We start from the raw sequence: 24342 nt of genomic DNA on the forward strand, positions 1-24342 counted from the left end.
TTTCCTCTTCTCCCTATCTTCGAACACGACGCCAAAGAGGGCGTCGATTCGAGATGAAAAGGATTTGACATACCCACCGACATCGATCTTGCTAAGGGACCTCACACGATGCGAGGGAACAGGACAACGCGCAGAGCACTCCACCTCTCCCTGCTGGCGGGCCTCGCGGCCACCGCGGTCGTCGCCACTCCCTCCGCCGGCCACACCGCCGCCGGAGCCGAGGTGAAGGTCTACCAGAACACCATCAGTCACATCGCCGGACCGGGAGAGGCCAACCGCGTCCGCTTCTACAAGAGCGGCACCAAGATCATGGTGCACGACGCGGTGCCCATCAGCGCGGGAGACGGCTGCACGCAAGTGAGCGCCACCAGGGTGAGCTGCACCTCGGACGGAGTGGGAGCGGTCGTCGCGCTGCTCGGCGACGGGAGCGACTCCATCGTGATCGACATCCCCATGCCGAGCTACGTCGACGGCGGCACCGGCTCCGACGCCTACTACGGGGGCACGGCCCCGACCACGAGCCGGGTCTTCTATGTCGGCGGAGAGGGCACCGACTGGGTCAGCTACCAGCTCACCACACAGCCCGTGAGCGTGACCCTGGACTCCCTGAACAACGACGGCCGCGTCGGGCTCGACCAGGACAACATCCAGCCCAGCGTGGAGAACGTGATCCTGAACCAGGCCGTCACGACCGAGGGAATCCCGGCCGTACCGGCCGAATGAGAAACACACCTGCGAGCCGGTCACGGCCTGGTCCACGCGCGGTGACCGTTTTTGACCAACCATCAGAACATGGGGTTATCTTTCACGGCTGGTGAAAATAACTCATTCTGGAACTAGGGTGAAATAACCAAAATAGAGTGAGGGGGAGTCGATGTCGCCGGGAACGGGGCCCTCGTCGCCGGACTTCACCGGAATCGACCCCGAGCTGATGCGGGGTTTCGTCACCGCACTGGAACGCGGTCGCGATGTGATCGGCGAGCAGTCCGAGCGGATCCGGCAGCTGCTCGCGGCGGCCGGGGTGCCGGCGGCGGGACTGCGGCCGATCAGGGAGATCGACGGCTGGGTCGGCGACGAGCTGCCGAAACTGCGCGAACGCCTGGAGACGATCAACCAGGACCTCCCCATGCTGGGAGAGGACTCCGGCGTCCCGGGGCGGGCATCGACGTGGACCGGCGACCGCTTCAACAACCCGTTCGAGTGGGGACTGCTGCCCTACGACGAGAAGACGGGAAAGTCCCCGGCGGGCAGTGCCAAGAAGGGCACCGACCTCGCCGCCGAGTTCCGACGTCTTCCCGAGTCCTCCCTCGGCCTGCCCAACGCCGACTACGACCGGATCCTTGGAAAGCTCGCCGACAGGCGGAAGGACGGCTATCTCACCGCCGGGTTCTTCCGGTCCATCGGTCCCGAGGGCATGCTCGGCATGATCAGCCGCCTGGAGAGGTACGACAAGAACGCGGCCGACAAGCACCGTAAGGTCATGGGTGACGCTCTGGCCACGGCGGTCGGCGCGCAACCGGCCCTCCTCGGCTCCGCCTGGAAGGCGGACAGCCTCAAGAAAACCCCGGAAACCAAGCTTGCGGGCCTGCTCGCGTACGGCACCTTCCCCGCCCCGTGGCTCACCCAGATGCTGCAGGGCAGGGTGGGCAAGCCGATCGGTACCGGCGACGGCAGCCGGCCCAGGCGTTGGAAAACCGATCTCGTCCCGTTCCTGCCCGCCCTGGCGAACAACCCCGAGGTGGCCAGAGGCCTGTTCAACCCCATGTCACGCGAGGATCTCAGAGACCTGTTCACCGAGTTCAACCGCATGGACACCTCCATGCCCCACGGAGATCCCCTGAGCGTGAAGTACGACATCAGCCTGGAATACGGCAGGTCCTACAAGCAGCCCTGGGGAACGGACCTCAACGTCGGCACGGAGTTCGGCCGGATGCTCGCCGCCGGAGGCGGGGCCTACGAGAAGGGCCCGCACAGCCCCGAGGCCGCGAAGTTCGCCTTCAACGTCATGACCATCATGGGAGACCTCAAGGACACCGACGGTACCGAGGACACTCCGGCCACCCCGATGGAGGTCATGCCGGAAGCCAGGCCCTTCATGTCGACGCTGGCCGGTGCCTACGCCGCCGAGATCACCGAGGGCGCGAACATCGGCGATGCCAACATGACCGAGGAGAGCACTCTGAAGCCCTTCACCACGGCCTTCGGCATGACGTCGGCGTTCACCCTGAGCCCGAAGGACACCTACCGCTTCCTGAAGACCTTCGCCGACTCCACGGCGAACCTCGCCCCATTCGAAAAGGGAATGGGCGCCCTCAGCATGAAACTCATCGCCGACGCCTCGGCGACGACCCGGAGCACCGGCGACGTCAAGCACATGGACCAGGTGTTCACCGCGCTGGGCAACGTGCGTGGCTTCGAACTGGCCGCCATCGAGAAGGTCCAAGGAACGCTGGACACAGCCGATAAAAAGCAGGCGGACATGATGAAATACCTGCGCGACACCACCATCGGGGTGGCGGGCCTCTTCGCCCCAACCAAGGCGGCGTCATATTTCTGGACACTCGTGGGCTTCTCCTTCTCCACTTACGACACCGCCGGAGACGTCTTCGGCGAAGAGGACGAGACACGGGTGGACCTGGCCGACAAGAAGGACGCCATCGAGACCCTCGGTCGCCAGCACATCTACGCGCAAATACTCATGGCCAACGGCTTCACGCCGAAGGTGACACCCGCCGAGTTCCAAACCGGCCGCGTGTCCATCACCGACGCCAACGGCAATCTCAAACCGTTCTCCGAGTTGATCAAGCCATCCGGCGTGTCCGTCACCGACGCCAAAGGCAACCTTAGGTCACCCTCCGAGCTGCTCAAGCAGGGGAACGAAGGGCTTGAGGCGTTCGAGCGGTGGGCCGTGGCCAACGGGATGGGAAGCAACGATCTATCAGTGGGAGATCTCTCTGAAAAGATGGCGAGCCGCTTCGATGGTGGTAACAAACGAGGCCGAGAGCGCGGTCTGGCCTACGACAGCTAGCTCACGAGATCGGGAGGCACTCAGTTTCACCCCGCACTCCGTATTGCCCGTTAGCTGGTGACTCCAAGATGATCACTGTCTTGTACGTGTCATTGGCAAGCCGGATGGGAGCATTGCCTGGGTCTTCGACAATGCGGTAGGGAGCAACCGAGGAAAGCTCACCGAGCATGTAGGTATTGAGTCCATCTGGCTCGCGTTGCGATGCGGCGTCTCTGGCCGTAGCCGCGAAGGTCCTCTTGGCCTTTCCCTCGCCACAGGAAATATCGCGCCCGCCGGAATCAGTAATCCGGACATCCAGAACGTGACTTTCCTTCATCAGTTCGGTGATGTGTGATTTGAGGGTCTCCCCCGCTTCGGCCGCCGTAGGGCCACTATCCCCACATCCGGACACCGTTAAAACCATCACCGCGCAGGCCAAAACCCCGCGCCTTGCAAAACGTGTCATACATTCCTCCAGGGCTGGCCGAGGTGCCGTAGATCCAATAATGTCCAATAGTCCGCCTGATGTATCGGCCTCCGAAGAGGGATATATGAATCCTGGCCCGGAAGATCTGGTGCCCAACCCGCGGCGTCAGGTGCTGGAACAGACATTGGCGGAGGTCAGGGCGAGAGTCGCCATCCTTGAGGCCGCGCTCGACCCGGCCCACGGCCAGTTCACCGGCCAGTCGGTGTGGGTCGGGCCGAAGGCCCGGACGTTCACCGAAGATCTCACCGCCCGCCGCGCCCGACTGCGCCAGGCGGCCAGGGCGCTCGTCGACGCCCTCGAAGAGGAGATCCGGTCCGCTCCGGCGAAGGTTTCGCCTTCCGCCGCACGGCATTGACACACCAGGCTCAAAGTCCGATCACGGGTCGACGCCACGGCAGCGGAGGATTTCCGCCCCCGGAGCACGCGACCGAGGTCCTCTTGTCATTGTGGTCAGGAGTGGACGGCGCACCAGTCTGAGCGGAAGGGCTTCTCCTTCACCTCACGAATGATCGGTTTCCAACCCTCCCATTCCGGGTTCACGTGGCGTCCGAGCACTACGGCGGCGACCCTGTCGGCACCCGCCAGTTTGAGCGCGTACGACACCGACTGGATACGAGACCCCGTCGTCCAGGTGTCATCGAGCAGAAGAACACGAGCGCCGCTGAGATCCACGCCGGACACCCTGAACCAGTCGGCGCGAAATTCCCGTACCTCAGGAGAGATGCCAGGATTCACGGACAACTCGGCCCACGGCAGACCGAGTCGGCCTTCGAGCATCGCCCGCAGAGGATGCATGTCCGGACGGCTCTTGGTGCTCGGCACGATCGCCGCGTGGCTCCAACCGGTGACGCGGGCCGCTCGGGTGACGCAGCCGAGATGCTCTCCGATGAAGAGCAGCAGGAGACTGAGAAGGTTCGTCTGGCTCTCCTGCGAGGGAAACCCCGCTTTGTAGGCGGCGAGGTTGTGCGCGTGCTGGGCTCGCTTCACCGCATAGGAGATAGGGACCACGACGTCGGCGACCCGTGACTGCGCCGACTTCAGATGCCTCTCACAAGCGTGGCAACGGCTCCAACCGGGGTTTACCGGTCCTCGGCACACGTAACAGATGGAAGGTGATGGATCGAGGGGATTTCGAAGGTAAGAAGCCTGCTGAGCGACTCGCGCGCGAACGAACTGCCAGGGATCAGCTGGTTGCGACAAGGCGGGGGGTCTCCGGAAGCGCGTCAGGGCCGGTGTGCAGATCCGAGATCACTTGCTCCACAACCGAGAGTAACTCCTCAAGGCCGGAAACCACATGCACTCCGGGCCTTTTCGCGTATTCCCGCGCCCAGTCGTGCTCCAGAAGCTGATCGGGCATCACGACGGGGCGGCCGTGCTCAAGGGCCAGTCGCGCCTGAATGCGCGCGCCGCTCTTCCAGGGCGCCTCCACCACCACCGTGGCCGCCGCGTAACCGCTCATCACCGCGTTGCGCATCGGGAAGCTCTGCTTGCTGGGCGGGGCGTCGGGCCAGAACTGGCTGATCACCGCACCCTCGCGGGCGATCTGCTGCTGCAGCGCCCGGTTCTCGCTCGGATAGAAACGGTTGATGCCCGTCCCGATGACGGCGACGGTCCGGCCGCCCGCCTCCAGCGCCGCTCTGTGCGCGGCGGTGTCGATGCCCTTGGCGAGACCGCTGACCACGGTCACCTTGTGCAGGGCCAGCTCTCTCGCCACCGTCGACGCGATCTGGAGACCCCGCTCACTCGCCTGCCGGGTGCCCACGACGGCGATCGCGCGCCGATCCTCGGTGAGAGTGCCCCGCGAGAACAGCAGCGGGGGCATCTGGTGAATGCCACGGAGCTGGCTCGGATACGCGCGATCGAAGCAGGCGTGAACCTCCAGGCCCGCCGCCTCCCATTCGGTCAGGGCCTCCGCGGCCCGCGCGATGGCGGTCACCACGGGATCCGTCTCGGGGAACAACGTCTCCTGGAGCCGGAGCTCCCGCTCAAGCATCTCCACCGCACCGCCGGTTTCGAGCACGCCGAGCGCGATGTCCTGCCACTTGGCGCCAGGACGCTGCAGCAATGCCACGAGTGCGGCACGTTCACGCAGTTCCTGGAGCATGCCTCCGATGCTACCGGGCAACAGGCGCACCACCCAGGGTCTTGGGTTCATCACATCCCAAAAATTCGAACTGTTCGAGGCGGCGACCGTCCGACCGCTATTCGGGAGCTCCCGGCGAAGCGGCCAGGGTGCACCAGACGATCTTTCCGCCCGGGGACGGGCGGTAGTAGCCCCACTCGCTCGCGAGCAGGTCGACGATGTGGAGGCCACGACCGCTCTCGTCGTCCGGGGCGGGGTCGCGGATCACCGGCGCGAGGGGGCTGGCGTCCCAGACACGGAGCACGATCGTCTCGCCGACCCGGTAGAGGTCCATCCAGATGTGGTCCGGGTCGACCTGAGCCGTCGCCTCCGTGATCGCGGAGCACGAGGCGTGCGCCTTGACCGCGTTGGAGACCAGTTCGGAGGTGACGAGCACGGCGGCCTCGATCAGGTCGTCCCGGTGCCAGCCCTCCAGCACGCGCTGGACGTGTACGCGGGCGTAGTAGGCCGACGTCGAGAAGACGGAGAGTTTCAGATACTGCTCGCTGCTGGTGACATCGGTCATTTTCACCCGCTCCTGATTGGTACGTCGGGCATAGGACCGGCACCGTTCGCAGACGGGGGCGCCGCTCACCCCACGGGGGACGAGGGCACGGTGCCGGTCCTACGGGAAGTACGGCCGGGGAGCGTCGCAGATGTGTCGCCGGTCGCACCACTGAGGCCGGGCGAACACCCGGTACGGGGTGGGCCGCCTCGGGAGGGAAGATCGTCCGCCCGGCCGTCTGGGGAAATCATGCGTTTCGCCCTCCAGGAAGAACCCAACCTGGAAGGGTTGACTCTGTGAGCATGCAGTATCACTCTCAGTTAATGCAAGGGCTACATTTGTATCTCGTACATGATCCAGAAATGCACCAAACGCGAGCGAGGTAAGGAATGGGTGAAAACGCACCCCCGTCATCCAGCAAGCGTCAACCTCCCACGGTGCGTCTGCGCCGCCTGGCGTCCGAGCTACGCCGTCTCCGTCAGGCCGCCGGGCTCTCCCAGGAGGATGTCGCGGAGAAAACCAACGTCAACATCGTCACGCTCTACCGGATCGAGACCGCCCAGACCAAGCCACAGCTCAGGACGCTCATCGCCCTGCTTGACGCCTACGCTGTCACCGGCGACACCCGCGCCGACCTGCTGGCCTTGCAGAAGGAGGCAAAGCAGCGCGGCTGGCTGAACGGCTTCGAAGCAGATCTTCCCGGCAAATACAGTGCCTACATCGGCTTGGAGTCCGAGGCCCGGCAAGTCATCAACTACGAGTCGTTGTTCATCCCGGGCCTGCTACAGACCGAGGAGTACATGCGAAAAATGATCCGAGGGGTGCGACCGACCGCCACCGACGACGAGATCGAGAGCCGCGTCGGCGCCAGGATGCAGAGACAGGCCCTCCTGGAAAACACCGTACCCCTACAGCTGTGGGCGATCTTGGATGAAGCCGCTCTACGAAGAAAGATCGGCGGCGATGCCGTCATGCGTGATCAGCTCTCGCATCTCGCCCAGCAGGCCAAGCGCCCGCACATCACCCTCCAGGTCATCCCGTTCTCTGCAGGAGCCCATCCGGGAATGCCAGGGAGCTTCATCGTCCTGAAGTTCGGCACGGACGACCCCGATGTGATCCACATTGACAGTGCGGCCGGTGACCTGTTCCTTGAAAAGGAAACAGAAATTCAGCGGTACAACAATATTTGCGAGCACCTTCGTGCGATAGCGCTCAGCCCTGCGGATACGGCCGCGCTACTCGCATCCCTCCGCGAACGTCACTAAAGGAAGGAAGCAGGATGCGGCAACCTGACCTCTCCGCTGCACGCTGGCGCAAGAGCAGCCTCAGCGCCGATGGCCCGAGCTGCGTCGAGATGGCATTCGTCAGCAACGATGTCGCCGTCCGCGACACCAAGGACCGCGACGGCGGCACCCTCATCTTCCGCCGCAACGACTGGACCACCTTCATCAACGGCATCAAGAACGGCGACCTCGACACTCTCACCTGACAAGCTACTCCGCCATGGAAATGACCATCCTCCAGCAGGCTTCGCTTACAGACAGCCCCGAGTCGGCGGGTTGAGGTCAGCCCGCCGGACCGGGCACGCACAGAACCGGCGAGCGACGGGAGATCCCGACCGTCGACATGCGTGTGAACCGGAGGTCACGCAGATCGCCCCGCTACGCGGTCACAAACTTGGCGGAACGCCGTTTCACCGCCTCACCACAGACCGCCCTCGGCTGCGGGCTTCTTCGCAGCCCGGGAGAGTTTGGGCTTGGCACCCTTGTTGTGCAGGCCCTTGGCGACCTCTTCGGCGTAGCGGGCGTGGTTGAGCTCCAGCAGCCGGTCAACCAGCTCCCGCTGCGCGAAGGGGCCAACGGTGTAACGGGTCTCCCGGCCAACCTTGTGGTGACCGTGGTCGAGCTGATCGATCAGGTCGCCCCAGTCGTAGGCGCGGCAGACCACCTCATCGATGGCCCGGTGAATGCGGCGGAGCTCGACGATGTCGCCGTCCTGGCACGCGGGGTCGTTGACCAGGTTGTAGGTCGCGGTCAGCCCAGCCTGCCGGGAGAGCATGAGATCCCGGCGGAAGGTGTCGAGCCGGTCGCCGAGATCGCGCATCTCCTGGGTCAGCTCGGGAAGGGGCAGTGTTTCGAACACGTCCGATGGCGAGTAGTTGATGTCTGCCTTCATCGTCGAACTGCGACTGGCCGTCCACCAATAATGCGGCGCACTGGACAGCAGAGCCAGCATTGCCGTGTCATCCGTCGCAAAGACACCGACCTTGTGAGCGAACACTTGCCCAGTAGGCACCATCACCGGCATCACTACCTTGCTTACAAGCGTGATCGCGATGACGCGTTCCAGCCCTGATATAGCCCGCACCATCGCGGGCCGCTTGTCCGCGTACTGCCAGTAACGCTCTGGCAAGGGTCTACGCAAGGCGTAAGTTCCATCTGGCTTTTTGCGCTGGCGCTCAGGCCTCACATGGCGGTTGACGATTGAGAACACATCTGGGTAGCCCTTTGCCTTCTCTTCAGTCCAGTCGTGAAAGTTAATCACCCAACGACTCCCCGAACAGTCAGGTCGCGAATTAAGGTCTTGCCCATTAAGGTAAGGAAACAACACCTCCACGTTCCGCATATCCTGCTCTATCAATTTCTTCGCAACACGGGAATCAACTACAAAGCCGAGTCCTAAAACGTAAGATCCAATGAAAGATGCCCAAAAATTGACAGCCAGCCGATACGGGTTTCCCTTAACCCGAGACTCCGGTTCAAGTGAAGGAGAAATAGCGGAAACTACGACATCCTCCGCAACCTGCTCGGCCTCCTCGCCAAGCTGGACTCGGCTAGTCCACACCGCACAGTATTCCAACACCGCACTCTTCGACGGCCATGGCCTGCTTTTTATGGCTTGGCGAATCGTAACCCCATCCGCCACGAGTTGATCAAGAGCAACCTCTCGGCTGTCCCCCTGGGCAAGCGTGTTGGTCGCGATCAACCCCGTCTGCCCGCCCGGATTGAGCAGGGCATGCGCCCGAAGCACGAAATAGGCGACGACATCCGCATGTCCGCGAACCCCTCCCCCGATCGACTCGACAAGATACTCGCGATAAGCGGAACCCAGTGATCCACTGATCTTCTTCCCCCCAAGAAACGGCGGGTTGCCAATGACGGCGTCGAACCCAGGGCTCTTCAGTCGCGACCGCCCCTGAAGGTCGCCCGGCTTGCTGGAACTCCCGCTGACTTCTTCGAAAACTTCGGGAAAGACCAGCGGCCAGTGGATCGGATGACGATCGAAGGAGCCGTCAACCTGGTCGGTAGCGAGCCATCTGCGACGTTGCTCACGAGCGGCTACTTCGGCCTGATCCGCTTTCCTGCTCACTGCATCAGCAAGCTCGGCGGCTCTGAGCGAGGCGACATCAACGCTCAGTTTTCGGCCTTCCACTGTCGAACCGTGTCGGCCACGGTTGCCATGTAGATTCTCACCCGAACTGCCGACGTCATAGATTTCCCGTGCCAGCGCACTCCCCACCGTCAGGTCCGCAAACAGCCGGAGCTGCCCCGAGGCGATCCTCGTCTCCTCCAACAGCGCCCGCTTCTTGGCTAGCGCCGCCAACGGATCGTCTCCCAGTTCGACCTCAGCGATCCTCCGGCGGCTCTCGGCCAGTTCGGCGACCTTCTCCCGTACCCCCGCCGTCCAGTCGAAGATGCCCTCGTGGATCTTCCGACCCTTCACCGGGTCCATGTGCATGTACTCAAGCTGCTCAACAGAAGTGATCCCCAACAGTGAATCCCCCGCCACCAGCCTGTCGTCCACGAAGGTGAACGGCCGGGCCGGGTCCATGGAGACGAGCCAGAGGGACAGTTTGGCCATTTCGACGGCCATCGGGTTGATGTCGGCGCCGTACAGGCAGTGCTCGATGACCTGGCGGCGGGCCTCGATGACGAGTGGATCGGCGTCGGCGTCGGCCGTACGCTCGGGGGCGGCCTCGCGGTAAGCGGCGGCGCGCTCATTGCCCTCGCGGGACCAGGCGTCGACCAGGGCCTCACCGAGATAGCGGGCCGCGGCGACCAGGAAGGCGGCCGAGCCCATCGCGATGTCGGCGACCTTCAGCGACAGGATCTCGGTGGACGTCTTGGGCTTCCACTGCGTCCGGTCGGCGGTCTGCAGCGGCCCGACCGTGTAGATCAGCGGTTCCAGGGCTCCCTCGACGACCGACTCGGCGAGCTTCCTCGGCGTGTAGTGCGTGCCGGTGTTCTTACGCAGCGCCGACTCGGTGACGTACAGCGTGCCGGACAGGATGACGACGGGCAGGCCGCGCAGGTCGTCGCGGATGATCCCGGCGAACGGCAGCAGCCGCCGGGTCAGCTCGGCGTCGCCGCCGGTGACGGCGAGGAGCCTGCGGGTCGCCTCCAGCTCGGCGGCCTCGTCGCGCGGGGCCAGGTGGCGGGTGAGCGCTCCGACGGTGCCGATGCCGGAGTCCTTGTGGACCTCGGCCAGCTTGGCGGCGAAGCCGTCGCCCGTCGCGCCGCCGAAACCGGCGGCGAGGTTTTCGAGGGCGGTCAGCTCGACCTCCGCCTCCCTGCCGGACTTGCCGACGAGCCCGACGACCGTGTCGGCCGCGCGGAAGCCCTCGTACGACAGCAGGCCCTCGTAGACGTAGCCGATCTGCTCGACGTCCAGGGAGCGGAAGCTGAGCCTGCGGCGCTCGCGGTTCTTCCCCTTGCCGACCTGGACGTACTGGACGGCCTGGAGCATGTGCAGGACGGTACGGTCGTCGATGGTCAGCGGCATCCAGGTGGAGGTGTGCGGGTCGAACAGCGAGCCATCGTGCGGGTGCATGCTGAGGCGGGGGTGCTCGACGCCACGGTAGACGGCCTCGAAGACGGCGAGCAGCCGGTGCCAGGCGCCGTAGCCGTTCTCCAGCTCGGTCTCGCTGCCTTCGACGGCGCGTTGTTCCAGCTCGGCGCAGAGCCGTCCCGCCGAGTAGGAGGCGGCGTAGACCTCGTTGTCGGCAGGCAGCAGGCCGCGTTCCTCGGCGAACAGCAGGAAGACGATGCGCATCATCACCGCCACCGAGCCCCGGTAGACGTCGGGCGCGCCGACGTCGTCGCGGACGCCCGCACGGCCGATCGCGGTGACGAGCAGCTCGACGGCCTGGCGCACCTGGACACCGAGAGCCTCGGTGATCTCCTCCTGGCTGTCGAGGCTGGCGGCCAGTAGCGCGGGCAACCGCTCGCCGACAGGCACCTCGAAGAAACGGCGGAGGCCGAGCAGCGAGACGAACGCGCGGACGACGTCGCGTTCGGCGGCCTCCGGCCAGGGCATCGCGTCGAAGACGGCCGTGGTGGTGGCGCCGCCCTTGGGCGCCCAGACGAGGGCCCACCAGCGGCCGTCGGTGACCAGGCCCAGCTCGACGCCGTGGTGACGGCACAGGTGGGCCATCCGGTCGACGGGGGTGGCGGCCCAGGTGGAGGACTTCATCCGGGCGGCGGGGTGGCCGCCGGTGATCATCCCGAGGAGACGGATGTCCTCGGTCGTACCCGAGCCGGGCGCGACACCGGCCACGTCCGAGGTCGGCGCGGGCTCACCTCCCGGTACGGACAGCGCGAAGATGGGGGTGAGGGAGGTGTCGTGCTCGGGCACCTGGACGGTGAGCCGGTCGAGCCCGCCGATCTCGACCGCGTCCCCCCAGCCGAGCAGCTCGCGCAGGACGTACGCGATCCAGGGCCTGCGCTTCTTGTCGGCCTGCCAGGTGGCGTGCTCGACGCGGAGCCGCTCGCGCTCCCGCTTGTCCAGCGAGTCGAGGGCGGGCCAGGCCGAGCGCAGCACGGGCAGGCTGAGGAACGGGCCGGAGACCTCGACGAGGCTCAGCCAGTCCTGGTGCTGCCGCCCGGAGTCGCGCTCCGCGCCGAAGGACCTGCCGAAACCTGACCTGCTCATCGGACGGCCTCCCGCTTCGGCACGACGAAGACCACGGCCACCGGGAAGCGGTGCGGCTGCGGGGCGCGGTAGCGGGACGCGATCGTCTCAAGCTCGCGGTCGCGTTCCTCGGCGAGGCGGGACAAGCGGTCCTCCCATGATCTGCGGTCCTTGCGGTACTGGTCGAGCTCTTCCTTGCTCTGGGCCGCCTCGATGCGGCTGAACAGGGCGTCCTCGTCCTCGTTCTCGGCGAGCCTGGCGCGGAGCGCGCTCTCGAACCGGGCCAGGTTGTCGGCGACCCTGGTCTGCTCGGCCTCCATCCGCTGGACGAGCTTGCGTTCCAGCTGGTCGCGCTTCTGGTCCTTGCCGTCGACGCGCCAGTCGATCGACTGCAGGACGGCCTCACCCACCCTCGGCCAGAGCCCGGCCAGGCGGTGCCGTACCGGAGCGGAGGCGGGGGTGCCGCCGGTGAGCGCCCGGTCCAGGAGGCCGCCGAGCACGGTCAGGTTCTCCAGCCGCCGGAAGCGGCCGTTCTCGGGGATCCAGCCTCCGGCGTGCAGGACCTCCTCGTGCAGCCGTACGCCGTCACCGCCGACCAGGACGAAGCGGAAGAACGCCCCGACCAGCACGGTCTCCAAAGCTGGGTCGTCGCTGACCACCGCGGTCACCCGGTGCAGGCCGACCTCCGGGTTGGAGACGGCGGTGCGCAGCAGGCGGGTGGACATGGCGACGAGCGGGTGGTTCAGGTGAGCGAGGACCACGTCGTCGCGGACCCTGCCGTCCGGGTCGAGGGTCACCTTCTCGTCGAAGGTGACCGGGCGTTGCCTGGGCGGCTCGCCGGACTTCCTGAGCTTGGTGGCCAGCCCGGCCGTGGCCCGTTCCCAGGAGCCGGTGAGCGGCGGCACGTCGTGCAGTCCCTCGGCGAGGTGCTTGTCGTCCACATGGACGTGGAGCGGCTGCTGGCGGGCCAGGTCGAGCGCGGTGTCGACGACCCGCTTCACCTTGGCCGGGGTGATGCCGAGTTCGCGTACGGTGTCGTCGAGGTTGGCGCGGAGCCGACGGACCTGCTCGCCGACGTTCGTCTCGGCTTGAACGGTCTGGCGGGACTCCCTGGCGGCGGCGCGCTCCACGTCGTAGTCGGAGATGTCGCCCAGCATGCGCCGCTGGACGGCTTCGGCGAGCACCGCGTTGACGGAGCCGAGGTCCTCCTCCATCTGGGCGACCTTCCCGGCGACCCGGGAGAGGAACTCAAGGTCGGCCTCGTAGGAGTCGACCGCCCTCTCCCAGCCGGTGCCGACGAAGTGGCGGATGTCGGGGTTGTGCTTCTGGCCCCACCGGTCGACCCGGCCGATGCGCTGTTCCAGCTTGTTGGGGTTGAACGGGATGTCGTAGTTGACCAGCCGGTGGCAGTGGTTCTGCAGGTCGATGCCCTCGCTCGCGGCGTCGGTGGCGAGCAGGACGCGAACGGGGTGCTCGGCGGGGTCGGTCTGGAAGGCGATGCGGAGCTGCTCACGCTCGTCGGCGGCGATCCCGCCGTGCAGGATCGCGAGCCGGTCTCCGGCCAGGTCCTCCTGGCGGAGCAGCTCGGCGAGCCACTTCTGGGTGTCGCGGTATTCGGTGAAGACGACGACCCGCTCGTTGGTCCAGTGCTCGCCGGGACGGCAGACGGCCCTGAGGTAGGTGATCAGCTCGCGGGCCTTGGCGTCGGGAGCTGAGGCGTAGTCGAGGGCCCAGCCGCGCATGCGGGTGAGCAGCGCGACCTCCTCCTTGGTGGCGGCTCCCTGGAGCGGCGCGGCCATGCCGACGGCGGCGTCCTCGGCCTCGGCCAGCGGCTCGTCGTCGAGGGTCGCCGTGTCCTCCCAGTAGTCCTCCATCCAGTCGGGGATCTCGTCGTCCTCTTCGGGGACGGCCTGGACGGTGGACGTGACGGTGCTCAGGTAGACGCCGACCGTGTGGGCGAACGCGGCGGGGCTGGAGAACAGGCGCTTCTTGAGCAGCAGCGTGACCAGGTCGGCGGCCTTGCGGCCCTTCCTGCTCCGGTTGAGCCGGACCCTGCGCAGCGCCGCGAACTCCTTGAGCAGGCCGTGAACCTCGCGCTCGTCGTCGGGGTAGAGCACCGGGACGGCGTGGGCGGCGCGCTCCAGGAAGCGCTTCCTCCCCTCGCCGTCGACGATGTGCCGCTTGAGGCGGCGTACGACGGTCTCCTTGACGGCGGCGGGATCCGGGGTGACGCCCCGGGCGAAACGCTGGTCGTCGAGGATCTCCAGCAGTGCGGTGAAACTCGCCTGGTAGCCGTTGTGCGGGGTCGCCGACAGGAAGAGCCGGTGGGTGAAGTGCGGGGCGAGGCGGCGGATCAGCCTGGTCTGCTGGGAGTCGACCGCGTAGACCTGTTTGGGCGCGGCGGGGGCGACGTGGTGGGCCTCGTCCAGGATGAGCAGGTCGAAGCGGCGCTCCAGCCCGGCCGGGTCGAGCACCTCGTCCAGCAGCCGCTGCGTCTTCTGGCCGCGCAGCCACGGCAGGCTGACGATCGTCAGCGGATAGACCTGGAACGGGTTGGCGGCGGAGCCGTAGGTGCGGCGCACGACCGCGCAACGCTCGGTGTCGACGATCGTGAAGTCCAGGCCGAACTTCTCGGCCATCTCGTCACGCCACTTGAGGGTGAGACCCGCCGGGCAGACGATCATGACGCGGCGGGCGCGGTTGCGCAGCAGCAGCTCCTGGGCGACGAGCCCGGCCTCGATGGTCTTGCCGAGGCCGACGTCGTCGGCGAGCAGCAGGTTCACCCGGGGCGCGTCGAGGGCGCGGCCCACCGGCTCCAGCTGGTAGTCCTCGATGGCGACGCCGGAGCGGAACGGCGCCTGGAGCGTCTTGACGTCGGCGCTGGCCACCGCGGACCAGCGGACGGCGTCGAGAAAGGCGGCCAGCCTCTCGGGCGGATCGAAGCCCTCGGGGGTCACGTCGGGCAGCGAGCCGCTCGGCAGGACGCGGCGGCCGGGCTCGATCTCCCAGATGACGTCGAGCCGGTCGCCGTAGCGTCCGTCCTCGACGCTCTGCAGGCTCACCAGGGTGTTGGCGCCGCTCGTCTCGACCTCGCCGACCACCCAGCGCTGCCCGCGGACCGCCACCAAGGCACCAATGGCCGGTCCTTCCGCGGTCGCCTGCCTCGGGGGCGTCTTCAGGGGCGTCGCGCTCGTCACCATTCACTCCTCGCCAACGGCTTCCCACCTGCGGCGCTCACGACCCGCCGTCCTGCGACCACGGGAGAGAAAGCTCGCGGCCAACCAGTCTGACAGGCCTCAAGCGCCCGCAAAGTCGATCGCCCCGGGAACGTTCCGCCAAGGACGTGAACCGGACTGTACGCCCACCATCGTCCCATGTCCACACAAAAAATCATTGTGGACTTAGTTCACATTTTCCAAGAAATGGTCTACGTTCCATAGATGTGACGCGGCGCACATCGAAGACAGGGTGGCGGTGTCGCCACGAAGGACCGTGTCCACCGGGCGGAGCGGTTCGATCGCCGTCGGAGCGGGCTGCGGCACGAGTTCGGGTCGTCAATCACGGGTCGTGTGCGCCGGCCCGTGTCTTCACCCCTCGCGCCCCGAAGCCACCCCTTCCAGGCGAATGCACTTCATCCCTAAACAAGGAATCCAAGAACACGAAAGCCTACGACATCGACCAGCAATACGGAAGGGGGAGGCGTTGGCAGTGCATAACTGCACCAAGAAGAACCCACACAACCATCACTCTGCACCTTTTGGTTATTTAAGTACTCAAAAGGTACTTACGGACATCGATCTAGTCGTAACAGAGATAGCAGCCAGGGTCACCGCGGAAGATCTCCTGTCGAGCGTCGTCAACTACCCCCCGGTTCTTCGCAAGAGGGTATTGCGACATGTGGGGCTTTCCGATATGCGGTCGATCAGCAAATCAGCGGCAACCAGCCTCGTGCACGCGCTCAGGGGAAACGACAGGAAGCGAAGCGCGTCGCTCACCCACGTTCTCAGCCTGCCCTTCATCCACGGATTCGAGAACCACGACGAGCTCACCGCGGAGGCCTGTGCGAGGCTGCTCCTACCGAGCTCCGCCGCCGAGGCGATGTCCTCGGCCTCCATCTTCGTCGAGATGTTGGCGAACACGAGACATCTCACCGACAACCTCGCCGCCCTCGTCCTCGTGCACATCTGCCGGTATGACGTACCGCTGTCTCCGATAGCGCTCGCCCTGCTCGTCCCCTCCTCCGAGCGTATGGACCTGGATGCCGCCGAAACGATCCGCACCGCCTGGCAGGAGTTTCGCGCGCCGCATTCGGAACTACCCGAAACACCGATCTCGCTGTCCGAACTTCGGGACGCCGCCCGGCAGTCACTTCCGGCGGCGGCACTGGAGAATTCAGATCTCAACGGGATCAAAGAACTCGACCACTACGATCCCGAAGAGTCCACGTTGACGACAGAGCCGGAAGAACCCCAAAAGCCCGCGACGGACAGCGCCCACATCCTCGCCGAGGATTCCGTCGAAGCGTTGCGGGAAGAGATGAGCCGTCTACGCCAGACGCTTCTGAAGGCCGCCGAAGCCGCCGGAAACGTGCAGCGAGCATGTGCCGACGCACGCCGGCCTCTTGACCACGACCTCGAAGTGATCACGCGAAGCGTCGTCGGCTTCGACGGACTGCGAGACAGGCTCGCGTCGGCGGCCGACTCCACGATCGCCGACGACGGCACGGTCGCCGCTCTCCAGCGGACCCTCGACCATGTCGTGGCGGCGGGTTCCCGGCGTCGTCGAATACTCGCACTGGCTCACCTTGAGGGCCCGCCCGTCCTCGAAACACTGCTGGAGGAGGTCCGTGCCGCCGCCCGCGGTGAGTCTCCGATCCTGGAGACGCTCGCCGAGCTCATCCACCTCGCCGACGACGCCGACGCCTTCCTGCGGACATCCGAGTTGCATGATCGGTTCAGGCGGGAGGCACCGGACGGTTGGGCCGCCGTGGCCTTGGCCGCGGTGCAAGGTCGGCTGACGGTTCCCGAGCCACTGGACATCGCCTCGTCCACCCCCGCCGACAGCGGATTTTCCGAAGGGGATCAGCCCGACCAGGACGAACGGGACGGCGGAGGAACACCCCCCACGACGGACGAGCCGGAAACGCCGTCACCGACTCAGGGCGCCGCGCTTCCTCCTCCCACGGAGGATCAGGATGAGCTGGCCGACCTGGACGCCTTTCTGGAGGAAGGCTTGAGGCGGCCGGCGGAGTCATCCGTCCGGGAGCCCTCGACGTCAGAGCAGACTCCCTCGGACGAACCCGCCACAGCGGTGACCGACGGTCCCGCCTCCCCTGATTTCCCCGCCGGGCCCGCGGCCGAGATCACACCGGTGAACGAGGAGTCCGAAGAACCGGCGCGCCCCGGGATGACAACGATCGACCATGTCTCTCCGTCGCCCACGGACCATCTGGCGGGACTTCCCCCAAAGGCGGCCGAGGCCGAGGCGGAGGCGATCCGTGCCGGACAGCTGGGCCTGGCCGCCTGGCTTCGCGTGGCAGCGGGCCGCCCCAGCGCCGAGGTCAACGCGCGACGGTGTGCCGCCATGGCCGCCGAGATGAGCGAGTTCGCCGGACGGCTGTCGGCCATGTTCACCGAATCGGTCGCGAACGTGACGTCGAAGGCCCTCGCCGAGGACACGGCCGGGCAGTTGCTCGGCTGGGCCGCGGCGATACGGGCGGGTCTGATCCATCCCACCCCGGAGACCGCCCCGCTGATCGAGGATCTCTCCCCCGTGGTCTCCGACTTCCCCGCGCTGACCGCGTACGGAAAGGCCTTCGCCAAGGTCGCCAAGGACGGCGCCTATCTCGTGCCGGGTCTGTCGGGGAGGTTGCAGGACGCCTCGCAGGCGGAGAACAGCCGCAAAGACGCCTCCCTGGCCGCGTTGAGGTTTCTCGAGGAGGCCCCCTCTCAGACGATCAAGTTTCAACGGGCCACCGAGGTATGGAAATTCCTGCTCCAGGAGAACGCCCCTCTGGGTGCTCTGCTCGCCGTCGCGGCTCGTGACGACGAGAACGAGATGCGGAACGCGAGGGCGAAGCTCAAGGAGCTTCGTGCCGGTCACATGATCGATCGGACGATCGACGCCGCGGCCAAGGAGCGGACGTCGAACCGCGGCAGCAGCCGGATCCACTCCAGCGCGCGGATCAAGCTGGTGGAGAAGGTCAACCGGGCTCTGGACCTCGTGGCGACCTGGGTGACGGCCGTCCACGAGGTGGAGGCGCTACGCACCGACGGCTTCGGCGTTCCCTCGGTCGTCGGGGCACTGAACGACCTCCGTGCGGTGGTCAACCAGAACAGAGTCCGGGCCGAGGAGGAGCTCGTAAGGCTCGCCGAGTCCGCGGAGCCCTTGGCCGCTGCCGCGTCGGCCGCCTCGACGCTGGTCCGCGACACCCTCAGGTTGCTGGACGGAAGTCCCCCGCCGGAGTCCGAGCCCTCGATCGCCCACGTGCTCAACGGCGATCTCCTGTTCTCTCCCACGATCAGAGTCGACGCCGACACCCTGGCCCCGTACGCCCCCCCTGCCCTGAGCGAGCTCACGCCCCTGTGCGGTGGGAGTGGCCGAGACTGGCGTGCAGCCTTTCTCACGCGCGCCGATCTCGGCGACCACGAGGGCACCCAAGCCGTCATCGCCGTCCTGTCCGCCCAGGGCCAGGCACTCGCGGCCGAGCTCCAAAACCACCGGGAGAAGCTCGTCTCCGCCGCCAGGAACGAACGTGGCGATCGGATCGAGAACGTTCGTGACCAGATCGCGGAGTGGCGCCGAGACGGTGTGCTCCCCGAGATCGCCTCGACCCGCTTCTCCGCGACGCTCCAGACGCTGGCCGGTGACGAGCGGGATGACTTCGGCGTCATTTTCCACGCCTTGGAGGAGCTGAAGCGGGAAGCGGAGAAAATCCGTGATGACAGGATCGCCGTGGAGCAGGAGCGGCTGGCCGCCCTCAGCGCCGAGAACTCCAACGTTGCCGACGTGCAGGAGCGAATCAAGGGCTTCATCGACGTGGGCGACCTAACCACGGCTCACGAGTTCATCGCGCAGGCACAGGTCGGCAAGCCGCTTCCCGAACGCTCCGACGCCGTCGACCATCTCAGTAGGTTCTTCCCTCACTTCCCCAGGGCCTTCGAGGGGATGTCCTCCCGCTCATCGAGACGGCAGCGGCCGGAGAGCGACGACTGGCTCCAGAAGCTCAAGGAGGCCCTCAAGTTCAAGAACGACGTCACCGATCCCGAGTTGGGCGACGTCCTGGCACAGGCCGGACTTTCGGTCTCCGGTATCCCCAGAGGCCGGTTCGGAGTGTCGGAATACGGCCTGCGCTTCTGGCAGACCATGTCCCAAGGCCCCAAGGCCGCGGGCAACCTGAAAAGCGCCATCGCGGCGGTGTTGCAGATGATCGGCCTTGAGGCCGACCAGGAGGCCGGCCACAACGAGGCGCAGAACCGGACCTGGGTCGCCCTCAGCAATGTCAGCACGATAGGCGAGGCCCTGCTGCCGGCGTTCGGATCCAGGATGAGCCCGTCGGGTGACCGCCTCAAGCTGCTGCTCGTGTGGAAATCCCCGGGGCCGCAGCAGGTCGTCGAATGGCTGAAGGAGCAGCCGGAGGACCAGACCGTCCTGGTCTTCTACTTCGGTGTCCTCACCGTGGAGCAGCGGCGTCAGCTGATCGCGGTCAGCCGCAAACGCCCCATTCCGGTGACGGCCGTCATCGACGACGCCGCGGTCAGCTATCTCGCGTTACTGCCCGAGGCCAATTGGACCTCCACGGTGAGCCTGCTCGCGCCGTTCAGCTCCGCCAACCCGTACGCGCCCACCGGGGACGTACCGGAGGAGATGTTCTACGGACGTTCCGACCAGTTGCAGGAGGTCACCAGCCGGACGGGCTCCTCGTTCGTCTACGGCGGCAGGCAGCTCGGCAAGTCCGCCCTGCTTCGCAAGGCCGAACGGCAGATCCGCAAGTCCGACCCGGACCGGAAGATCATCTTCGAGATCATCCAGGACATCGGCCGGATGGTCCCTGTGGAGTCGCTCTGGCCCATGCTCGCCGGCAAACTCGCCGCCGCCGAGATCCTTCCGCAGTCGGCGAGGACACTCTCCGACCCGAAGGAGATCTGCCACGGTGTGAAAGAGTGGATCGAGGAAGATCCGGCGCGGCAGTTGCTGATCCTGCTGGACGAAGCCGACGAGTTCCTCAACGAGGATGCTCGGCGCGCGTTCAGCAACGTCATCGCCCTGCGCAACCTGATGAACGAGACCGACCACAGGGTGAAAGTCGTCTTCGCCGGGCTGCACAAAACCGCCCGCTTCGACAGCCTGTCGAACCAGCCACTGGCACATCTCGGAGAACACATCGCCATCGGGCCGCTCGACCCGCAGGACGCGTTCAACCTGCTGACCAGGCCGCTGGCCGCGCTCGGCCTGCGCTTCCCCGCCACCCTCGCCTCACGGGTGATCGCGGAGGCCAACAACGCCCCCGCCCTGATCCAGCTTTTCGCGGAGTCCCTGCTGACCCGCTTGCGGCGGCTTCCAGCCCCACAGACGGCACTGCCCTACGAGATCACCCGCGAGGATGTGGACGCCGTCTGGCGGGACAACAAACTGGCCGGCGGTTTCCGTCACCGCTTCGAGCTGACGCTCAACCTGGACAAGCGGTACAAGGTCATCGCCTACGTGGTGGCGTTCCACTCTCTCGACGCGGGCGCGGACGCCACGATGACGGCCGGCGAGCTGCGAGTCGCCTGTCAGGGATGGTGGCCCCAAGGGTTCAAGGACTCCTCCAGTGACGGTTTTCGCGGGCTCCTGGAGGAGTGCGTCAACCTCGGCGTTCTCGCCGCCGACCGGGAACGTTACCGGCTGCGCACCCCGCACATCCTCAACCTGCTCGGCGGCACCGACGAGGTCGAGGCCGTCCTCGAACAGGCCGAGAGTTTCGAGCAGGCCGACTCCTTCGACGCGCAGTCCTATCGTGCCGCCTATCTGGGACACCGCGAGCGCTCCCCGCTGACCGGCAGCCAGGTCTCCTGGCTGTTGCGCCGGCGGAACGTGCTCCACCTGATCGCCGGCTCGAAGGCGCTGCAGCTCGACCGGGTGGCGGCCGCGCTTCAGGACGAGGCCAGGCGGCACGGCCAGGCGCAGACATGGCGGGTCGGCGAGAACGGCCTCACCTTCGACGGAGCGATACAGCGGGCGAGCAACAACTCGGGACACAACCTTGTCATCGTCGATCTTTCCGGCCTCTCGCACATCAAGGGGACCGGCATCATGCGCTCGGCCTCGCGCGCGGTCTCGCTGTCCAGTGGCGGCACTCTCGCCATCGCCGTCATCGCCCCGCCGGAACACGCCCTTCAGTGGCTGACGGTCGACCGCGGGGCGGACACGGCCAAAGACGAGATCGACGATCTGACCAGCACGGCCAACCTCGTGGAGCTGCAGCCGTTCAACCGGCCGGGAGTTCGGCAGTGGATGTACGAGGAAGGACTGGGATTCCAGGACGAGACCAGTCAGGGGGCACTGTTGCGGGTCACCGGCGGGTGGCCGGTTCTGATCAGCAAGGTGATCCAGGACCTGAGCAGGCCCGACGTCGATCGCGAACACGCCTTGGAGACATGCCGGACCTATCTCCATCAAAGGCCAGATGATTTCGTCAAGTCCACGGGGGTTCTCTCCGGCATGGCTCTGGGATCCGCCTGGCGTGAGCTTGTGCGGCTGACCGAGATCGCCGACGACTCGGAGACGATCTCGGACCTTCTGGCTCTGGCCGGAGCGGAGGAGGAGGGACATCCGCTCTCCGAATCCCATCTGCGGGAGGAAGGCTACGTCTCCACCGCGGACCTGGTCGAGGTGCTCCGTACGCTGGGTGCGCTCGTACCCCGCACCGACGGAAAGCTCGAACGCGAATCCGTTCTCATGAACGCGACCCGGCGGATGGAGCGGTCTCGGTGACACCGGATCCGCTGCTGCCGATCCTCCGTGCGGTGGCCGAGGTGTTCCTGTCCCGGCCCGCCCTGGCCGGACGGGAACACGACGTCGACCAGCTCGTCACCGCCCAGCGGGAAACGCTCATCAAGGCACTGGTCAGGTTCCGGGGACTACGGGATCGTCTCCGGAGAGATCTCCGGATTCCCGACGACCAGCCGGAGTCACGGGCTCTCGCGACGCTGCTGCTCTCTTCTGACCACGATGTCCTCCAGGCGGGACTCCGGCTGGCGGAACAGCTGAACAGAGCGAACCGCCTCCAGCAGACCCGGCTGCGGAGACACCAGAGAAAGGTCGACGACCTCCGGGCCCGGCTGGAGCGGGCCAACGGCCGAAACGAGCACACCGCCGCGGACCTTCGGAACACCAGGGCCACCCTTGAGGAGGCCGAGAAGCGCGCCGAGGAGCTGGACATCCAGGTGTCGACCCTCCAGCGGCGTCTCGATGATCCGGATTCGAGCGTCGCCGACCTCCTCGGCGCCCTGCGACGTACGTTCGACACACCTGACGGCGACCCCGTACCCGATCGGCGGACCTCCGCCGTCGCTCCGCTCGTCGCACTCGCGGCGAAGGTCGCGGGCATCGAGCCCGAAGCGCTTGTCACGGCGCTTCAGGCGATCGTGTCCCCACCGGACATCACACCGGAGCCCCGGGTGGCCGTCACCCAGGAACTCCAGCTGCGCGTCCTGCCTCTGGGAGGCGCCACCGAGATCGGCGGCTCGTGCGTGCTGATCGAGGCCGGTGGCACCCGCCTGCTCGTCGACGCCGGGCTACGTCCCGGTGATCCGGCTCAGCCGCCGCGCGACATCGATCAGGCCCTGAGTCGACCGATCGACGCCGTGGTGGTCACCCATGCGCACACCGACCACTGTGGGTACGTCCCCGCGCTGGTCGAGCGGATGCCGAGGCTGCGAGTGATCGCGACCCCGGCGACCGTGCGGCTGATGCCCGCCATGTGGACCGACTCCGCGAAACTGATGGACCTGCGACGGCGTACCCATCGCCAGTGGGGGGCGAGCGGCGAGGCGCTCTACCACGGCGACACCGTCAAGGCCGCGGTCCAGCGCTGCGAGGAGGTCCCGTACGGCGCGCGGCGTCAGGTCGGGAACGTCACGCTTGAGCTCTTCCCCGCAGGACACATCCTCGGGGCTGCCGGGGTCGTCGTCCAGGCGGGTGACCGGCGCGTCGTCATCACCGGCGACATCTCTGGGTTCCGCCAGGAGACCGTGGACGGCTACGAGATCCCGGACGCGGCACGCGAGGCGGACCTGCTCGTAATGGAGTCCACCTGCTGTGCCGAGATCCACGATGCGCGAGAGACTCGCGTCAACGACCTGGTTCGAGCCGTCGAAGACATCTACTCGGCCGGTGGACGTGTTCTCATTCCAGCCTTCGCACTCGGCCGCGCCCAGGAGCTTGCGCTGATCATGCGCAACCGGCTTCCCCACGTACCGGCGCTTCTCGACGGGATGGCCGCGGACATCACATCTTCGTTCGAATCCATCACCGCGGATCGCGGATCCCCACTGCACATCGTCGGCGGAAACGTGAAACGGGCCAACCGCCCTGACGACCTTGACCAGTTCACCTCCGGGGTGGTGATCACTACGTCAGGCATGCTCACCGGAGGACCGGCTGTGCAGTGGGCGGCACGCATCCTGCCGGAAGCCAACAGCGCGCTGTTTCTCTCCGGATACCAGGATGAGGAATCCGGGGGCGCCAGGTTGCTCAAACTTGCCGAGGAACACGCCTCGCACCTGTCCATCGACGACCACGGTGTGGAAAGGAGAATTCCTCTCAGAGCCCGTATCGAGATGATGCGGCTTTCGGCACACGCCGACAAGCGGGGCCTGTTGGAGATCGCCGACGAGGTCGCGGCCCAGCGGGTGATGTTGGTGCACGGTATCCCGTCGCGTCAACGAGACTTCGCCAAGATCCTGGAGATACGCCACCACCGCGTGACGCCAACCGGCATCTGGCACAACGGCCAATGTGGGGCACCTGGTGCGCCGCTTCCTTGATTCACCTATTTGGATACATTGGAAGCAGCGAGGTGGTGGCAATCGACTGTTTCGTCTGTTTTCTCAGGCCTCGGAGTCCTTAAGGACTCCGAGGATGCCCGCCACGGCCCTTCACCATCACGACAATCTGGAGAGATGGCACCGGTTGGGCCGGAGACGACCTCGCCATCGCCCTTGGTCAGGCTTCCGCGGCCGGGTCGGCTCCCGGGTGAACTGAGTCAACGGATAGGCTGCGAAAGGACCTTCACAGGAAGCCGTGGTGCCCGCCCACCTGGGCACACG

Annotated in this window: 13 protein-coding genes; 7 read left to right on the top strand and 6 right to left on the bottom strand. The window is 66.3% G+C overall.

What is annotated here, in order from left to right; genetic code table 11:
• Positions 1 to 108: 108 nt before the first annotated feature.
• Together ABD817_RS11195 and ABD817_RS11200 are read left to right on the top strand one after the other, a co-directional pair.
• On the top strand, positions 109 to 723 hold the full coding sequence (locus ABD817_RS11195) for a hypothetical protein (protein ID WP_344917746.1): 615 nt from the start codon (positions 109 to 111) through the stop codon (positions 721 to 723).
• A gap of 151 nt (positions 724 to 874) precedes the next feature.
• A complete protein-coding gene (locus tag ABD817_RS11200; protein ID WP_344917747.1) occupies positions 875 to 3028 on the top strand; it encodes a hypothetical protein in 2154 nt (717 codons plus the stop codon).
• Position 3029: 1 nt separating this feature from the next.
• Here the strand turns inward: ABD817_RS11200 and ABD817_RS11205 are convergent, their stop codons facing one another.
• On the bottom strand, positions 3030 to 3473 hold the full coding sequence (locus ABD817_RS11205) for a hypothetical protein (RefSeq protein WP_344917748.1): 444 nt from the start codon (positions 3471 to 3473) through the stop codon (positions 3030 to 3032).
• An 85-nt stretch (positions 3474 to 3558) separates the two neighbouring features.
• On the opposite strand from ABD817_RS11205, the gene ABD817_RS11210 reads away from it, so the two are divergent.
• A complete protein-coding gene (locus ABD817_RS11210) occupies positions 3559 to 3849 on the top strand; it encodes a hypothetical protein (protein WP_344917749.1) in 291 nt (96 codons plus the stop codon).
• A 95-nt stretch (positions 3850 to 3944) separates the two neighbouring features.
• On the opposite strand, the gene ABD817_RS11215 is transcribed toward ABD817_RS11210, so the two are convergent.
• The 3 genes from ABD817_RS11215 to ABD817_RS11225 form a co-directional block, all read right to left on the bottom strand.
• Positions 3945 to 4481, bottom strand: coding sequence for a phosphoribosyltransferase (locus ABD817_RS11215; protein ID WP_344917750.1), 537 nt, complete (start codon positions 4479 to 4481; stop codon positions 3945 to 3947).
• A gap of 196 nt (positions 4482 to 4677) precedes the next feature.
• Positions 4678 to 5598, bottom strand: coding sequence for a DNA-processing protein DprA (locus ABD817_RS11220; RefSeq protein WP_344917751.1), 921 nt, complete (start codon positions 5596 to 5598; stop codon positions 4678 to 4680).
• Between the two features lie 97 nt (positions 5599 to 5695).
• Positions 5696 to 6142, bottom strand: coding sequence for an ATP-binding protein (locus ABD817_RS11225; protein WP_344917752.1), 447 nt, complete (start codon positions 6140 to 6142; stop codon positions 5696 to 5698).
• Positions 6143 to 6558: 416 nt separating this feature from the next.
• Here ABD817_RS11225 and ABD817_RS11230 point away from each other — a divergent pair, with 416 nt between their 5' ends.
• Positions 6559 to 7386, top strand: coding sequence for a helix-turn-helix domain-containing protein (locus ABD817_RS11230; RefSeq protein WP_344917753.1), 828 nt, complete (start codon positions 6559 to 6561; stop codon positions 7384 to 7386).
• A 14-nt stretch (positions 7387 to 7400) separates the two neighbouring features.
• Entirely contained in the window at positions 7401 to 7610 is a 210-nt protein-coding gene (locus tag ABD817_RS11235; RefSeq protein ID WP_344917754.1) for a DUF397 domain-containing protein, read from the top strand.
• A 212-nt stretch (positions 7611 to 7822) separates the two neighbouring features.
• Here ABD817_RS11235 and ABD817_RS11240 read toward each other — a convergent pair whose 3' ends face one another.
• Positions 7823 to 12052: an Eco57I restriction-modification methylase domain-containing protein gene (locus ABD817_RS11240; RefSeq protein ID WP_344917755.1), complete on the bottom strand. Its 4230-nt coding sequence runs from the start codon at positions 12050 to 12052 to the stop codon at positions 7823 to 7825.
• The gene (gene drmD / locus ABD817_RS11245; RefSeq protein ID WP_344917756.1) at positions 12049 to 15228 is read right to left on the bottom strand and encodes a DISARM system SNF2-like helicase DrmD; all 3180 of its coding nucleotides are present in this window, start codon (positions 15226 to 15228) and stop codon (positions 12049 to 12051) included. The genes ABD817_RS11240 and drmD overlap by 4 nt, the downstream gene beginning before the upstream one ends.
• Positions 15229 to 15733: 505 nt before the next feature.
• Here drmD and ABD817_RS11250 point away from each other — a divergent pair.
• Positions 15734 to 22006 (top strand): hypothetical protein, encoded by a 6273-nt coding sequence (locus ABD817_RS11250; protein WP_344917757.1) that lies wholly within the window; start codon positions 15734 to 15736, stop codon positions 22004 to 22006.
• Positions 22003 to 24060, top strand: a complete 2058-nt coding sequence (locus ABD817_RS11255) for an MBL fold metallo-hydrolase (RefSeq protein WP_344917758.1) — start codon at positions 22003 to 22005, stop codon at positions 24058 to 24060. The genes ABD817_RS11250 and ABD817_RS11255 overlap by 4 nt, the downstream gene beginning before the upstream one ends.
• Positions 24061 to 24342: the final 282 nt, after the last annotated feature.

It is taken from the genome of Streptosporangium oxazolinicum (assembly GCF_039537505.1).
In the GTDB taxonomy this organism is placed as follows: Bacteria; Actinomycetota; Actinomycetes; order Streptosporangiales; family Streptosporangiaceae; genus Streptosporangium; species Streptosporangium oxazolinicum.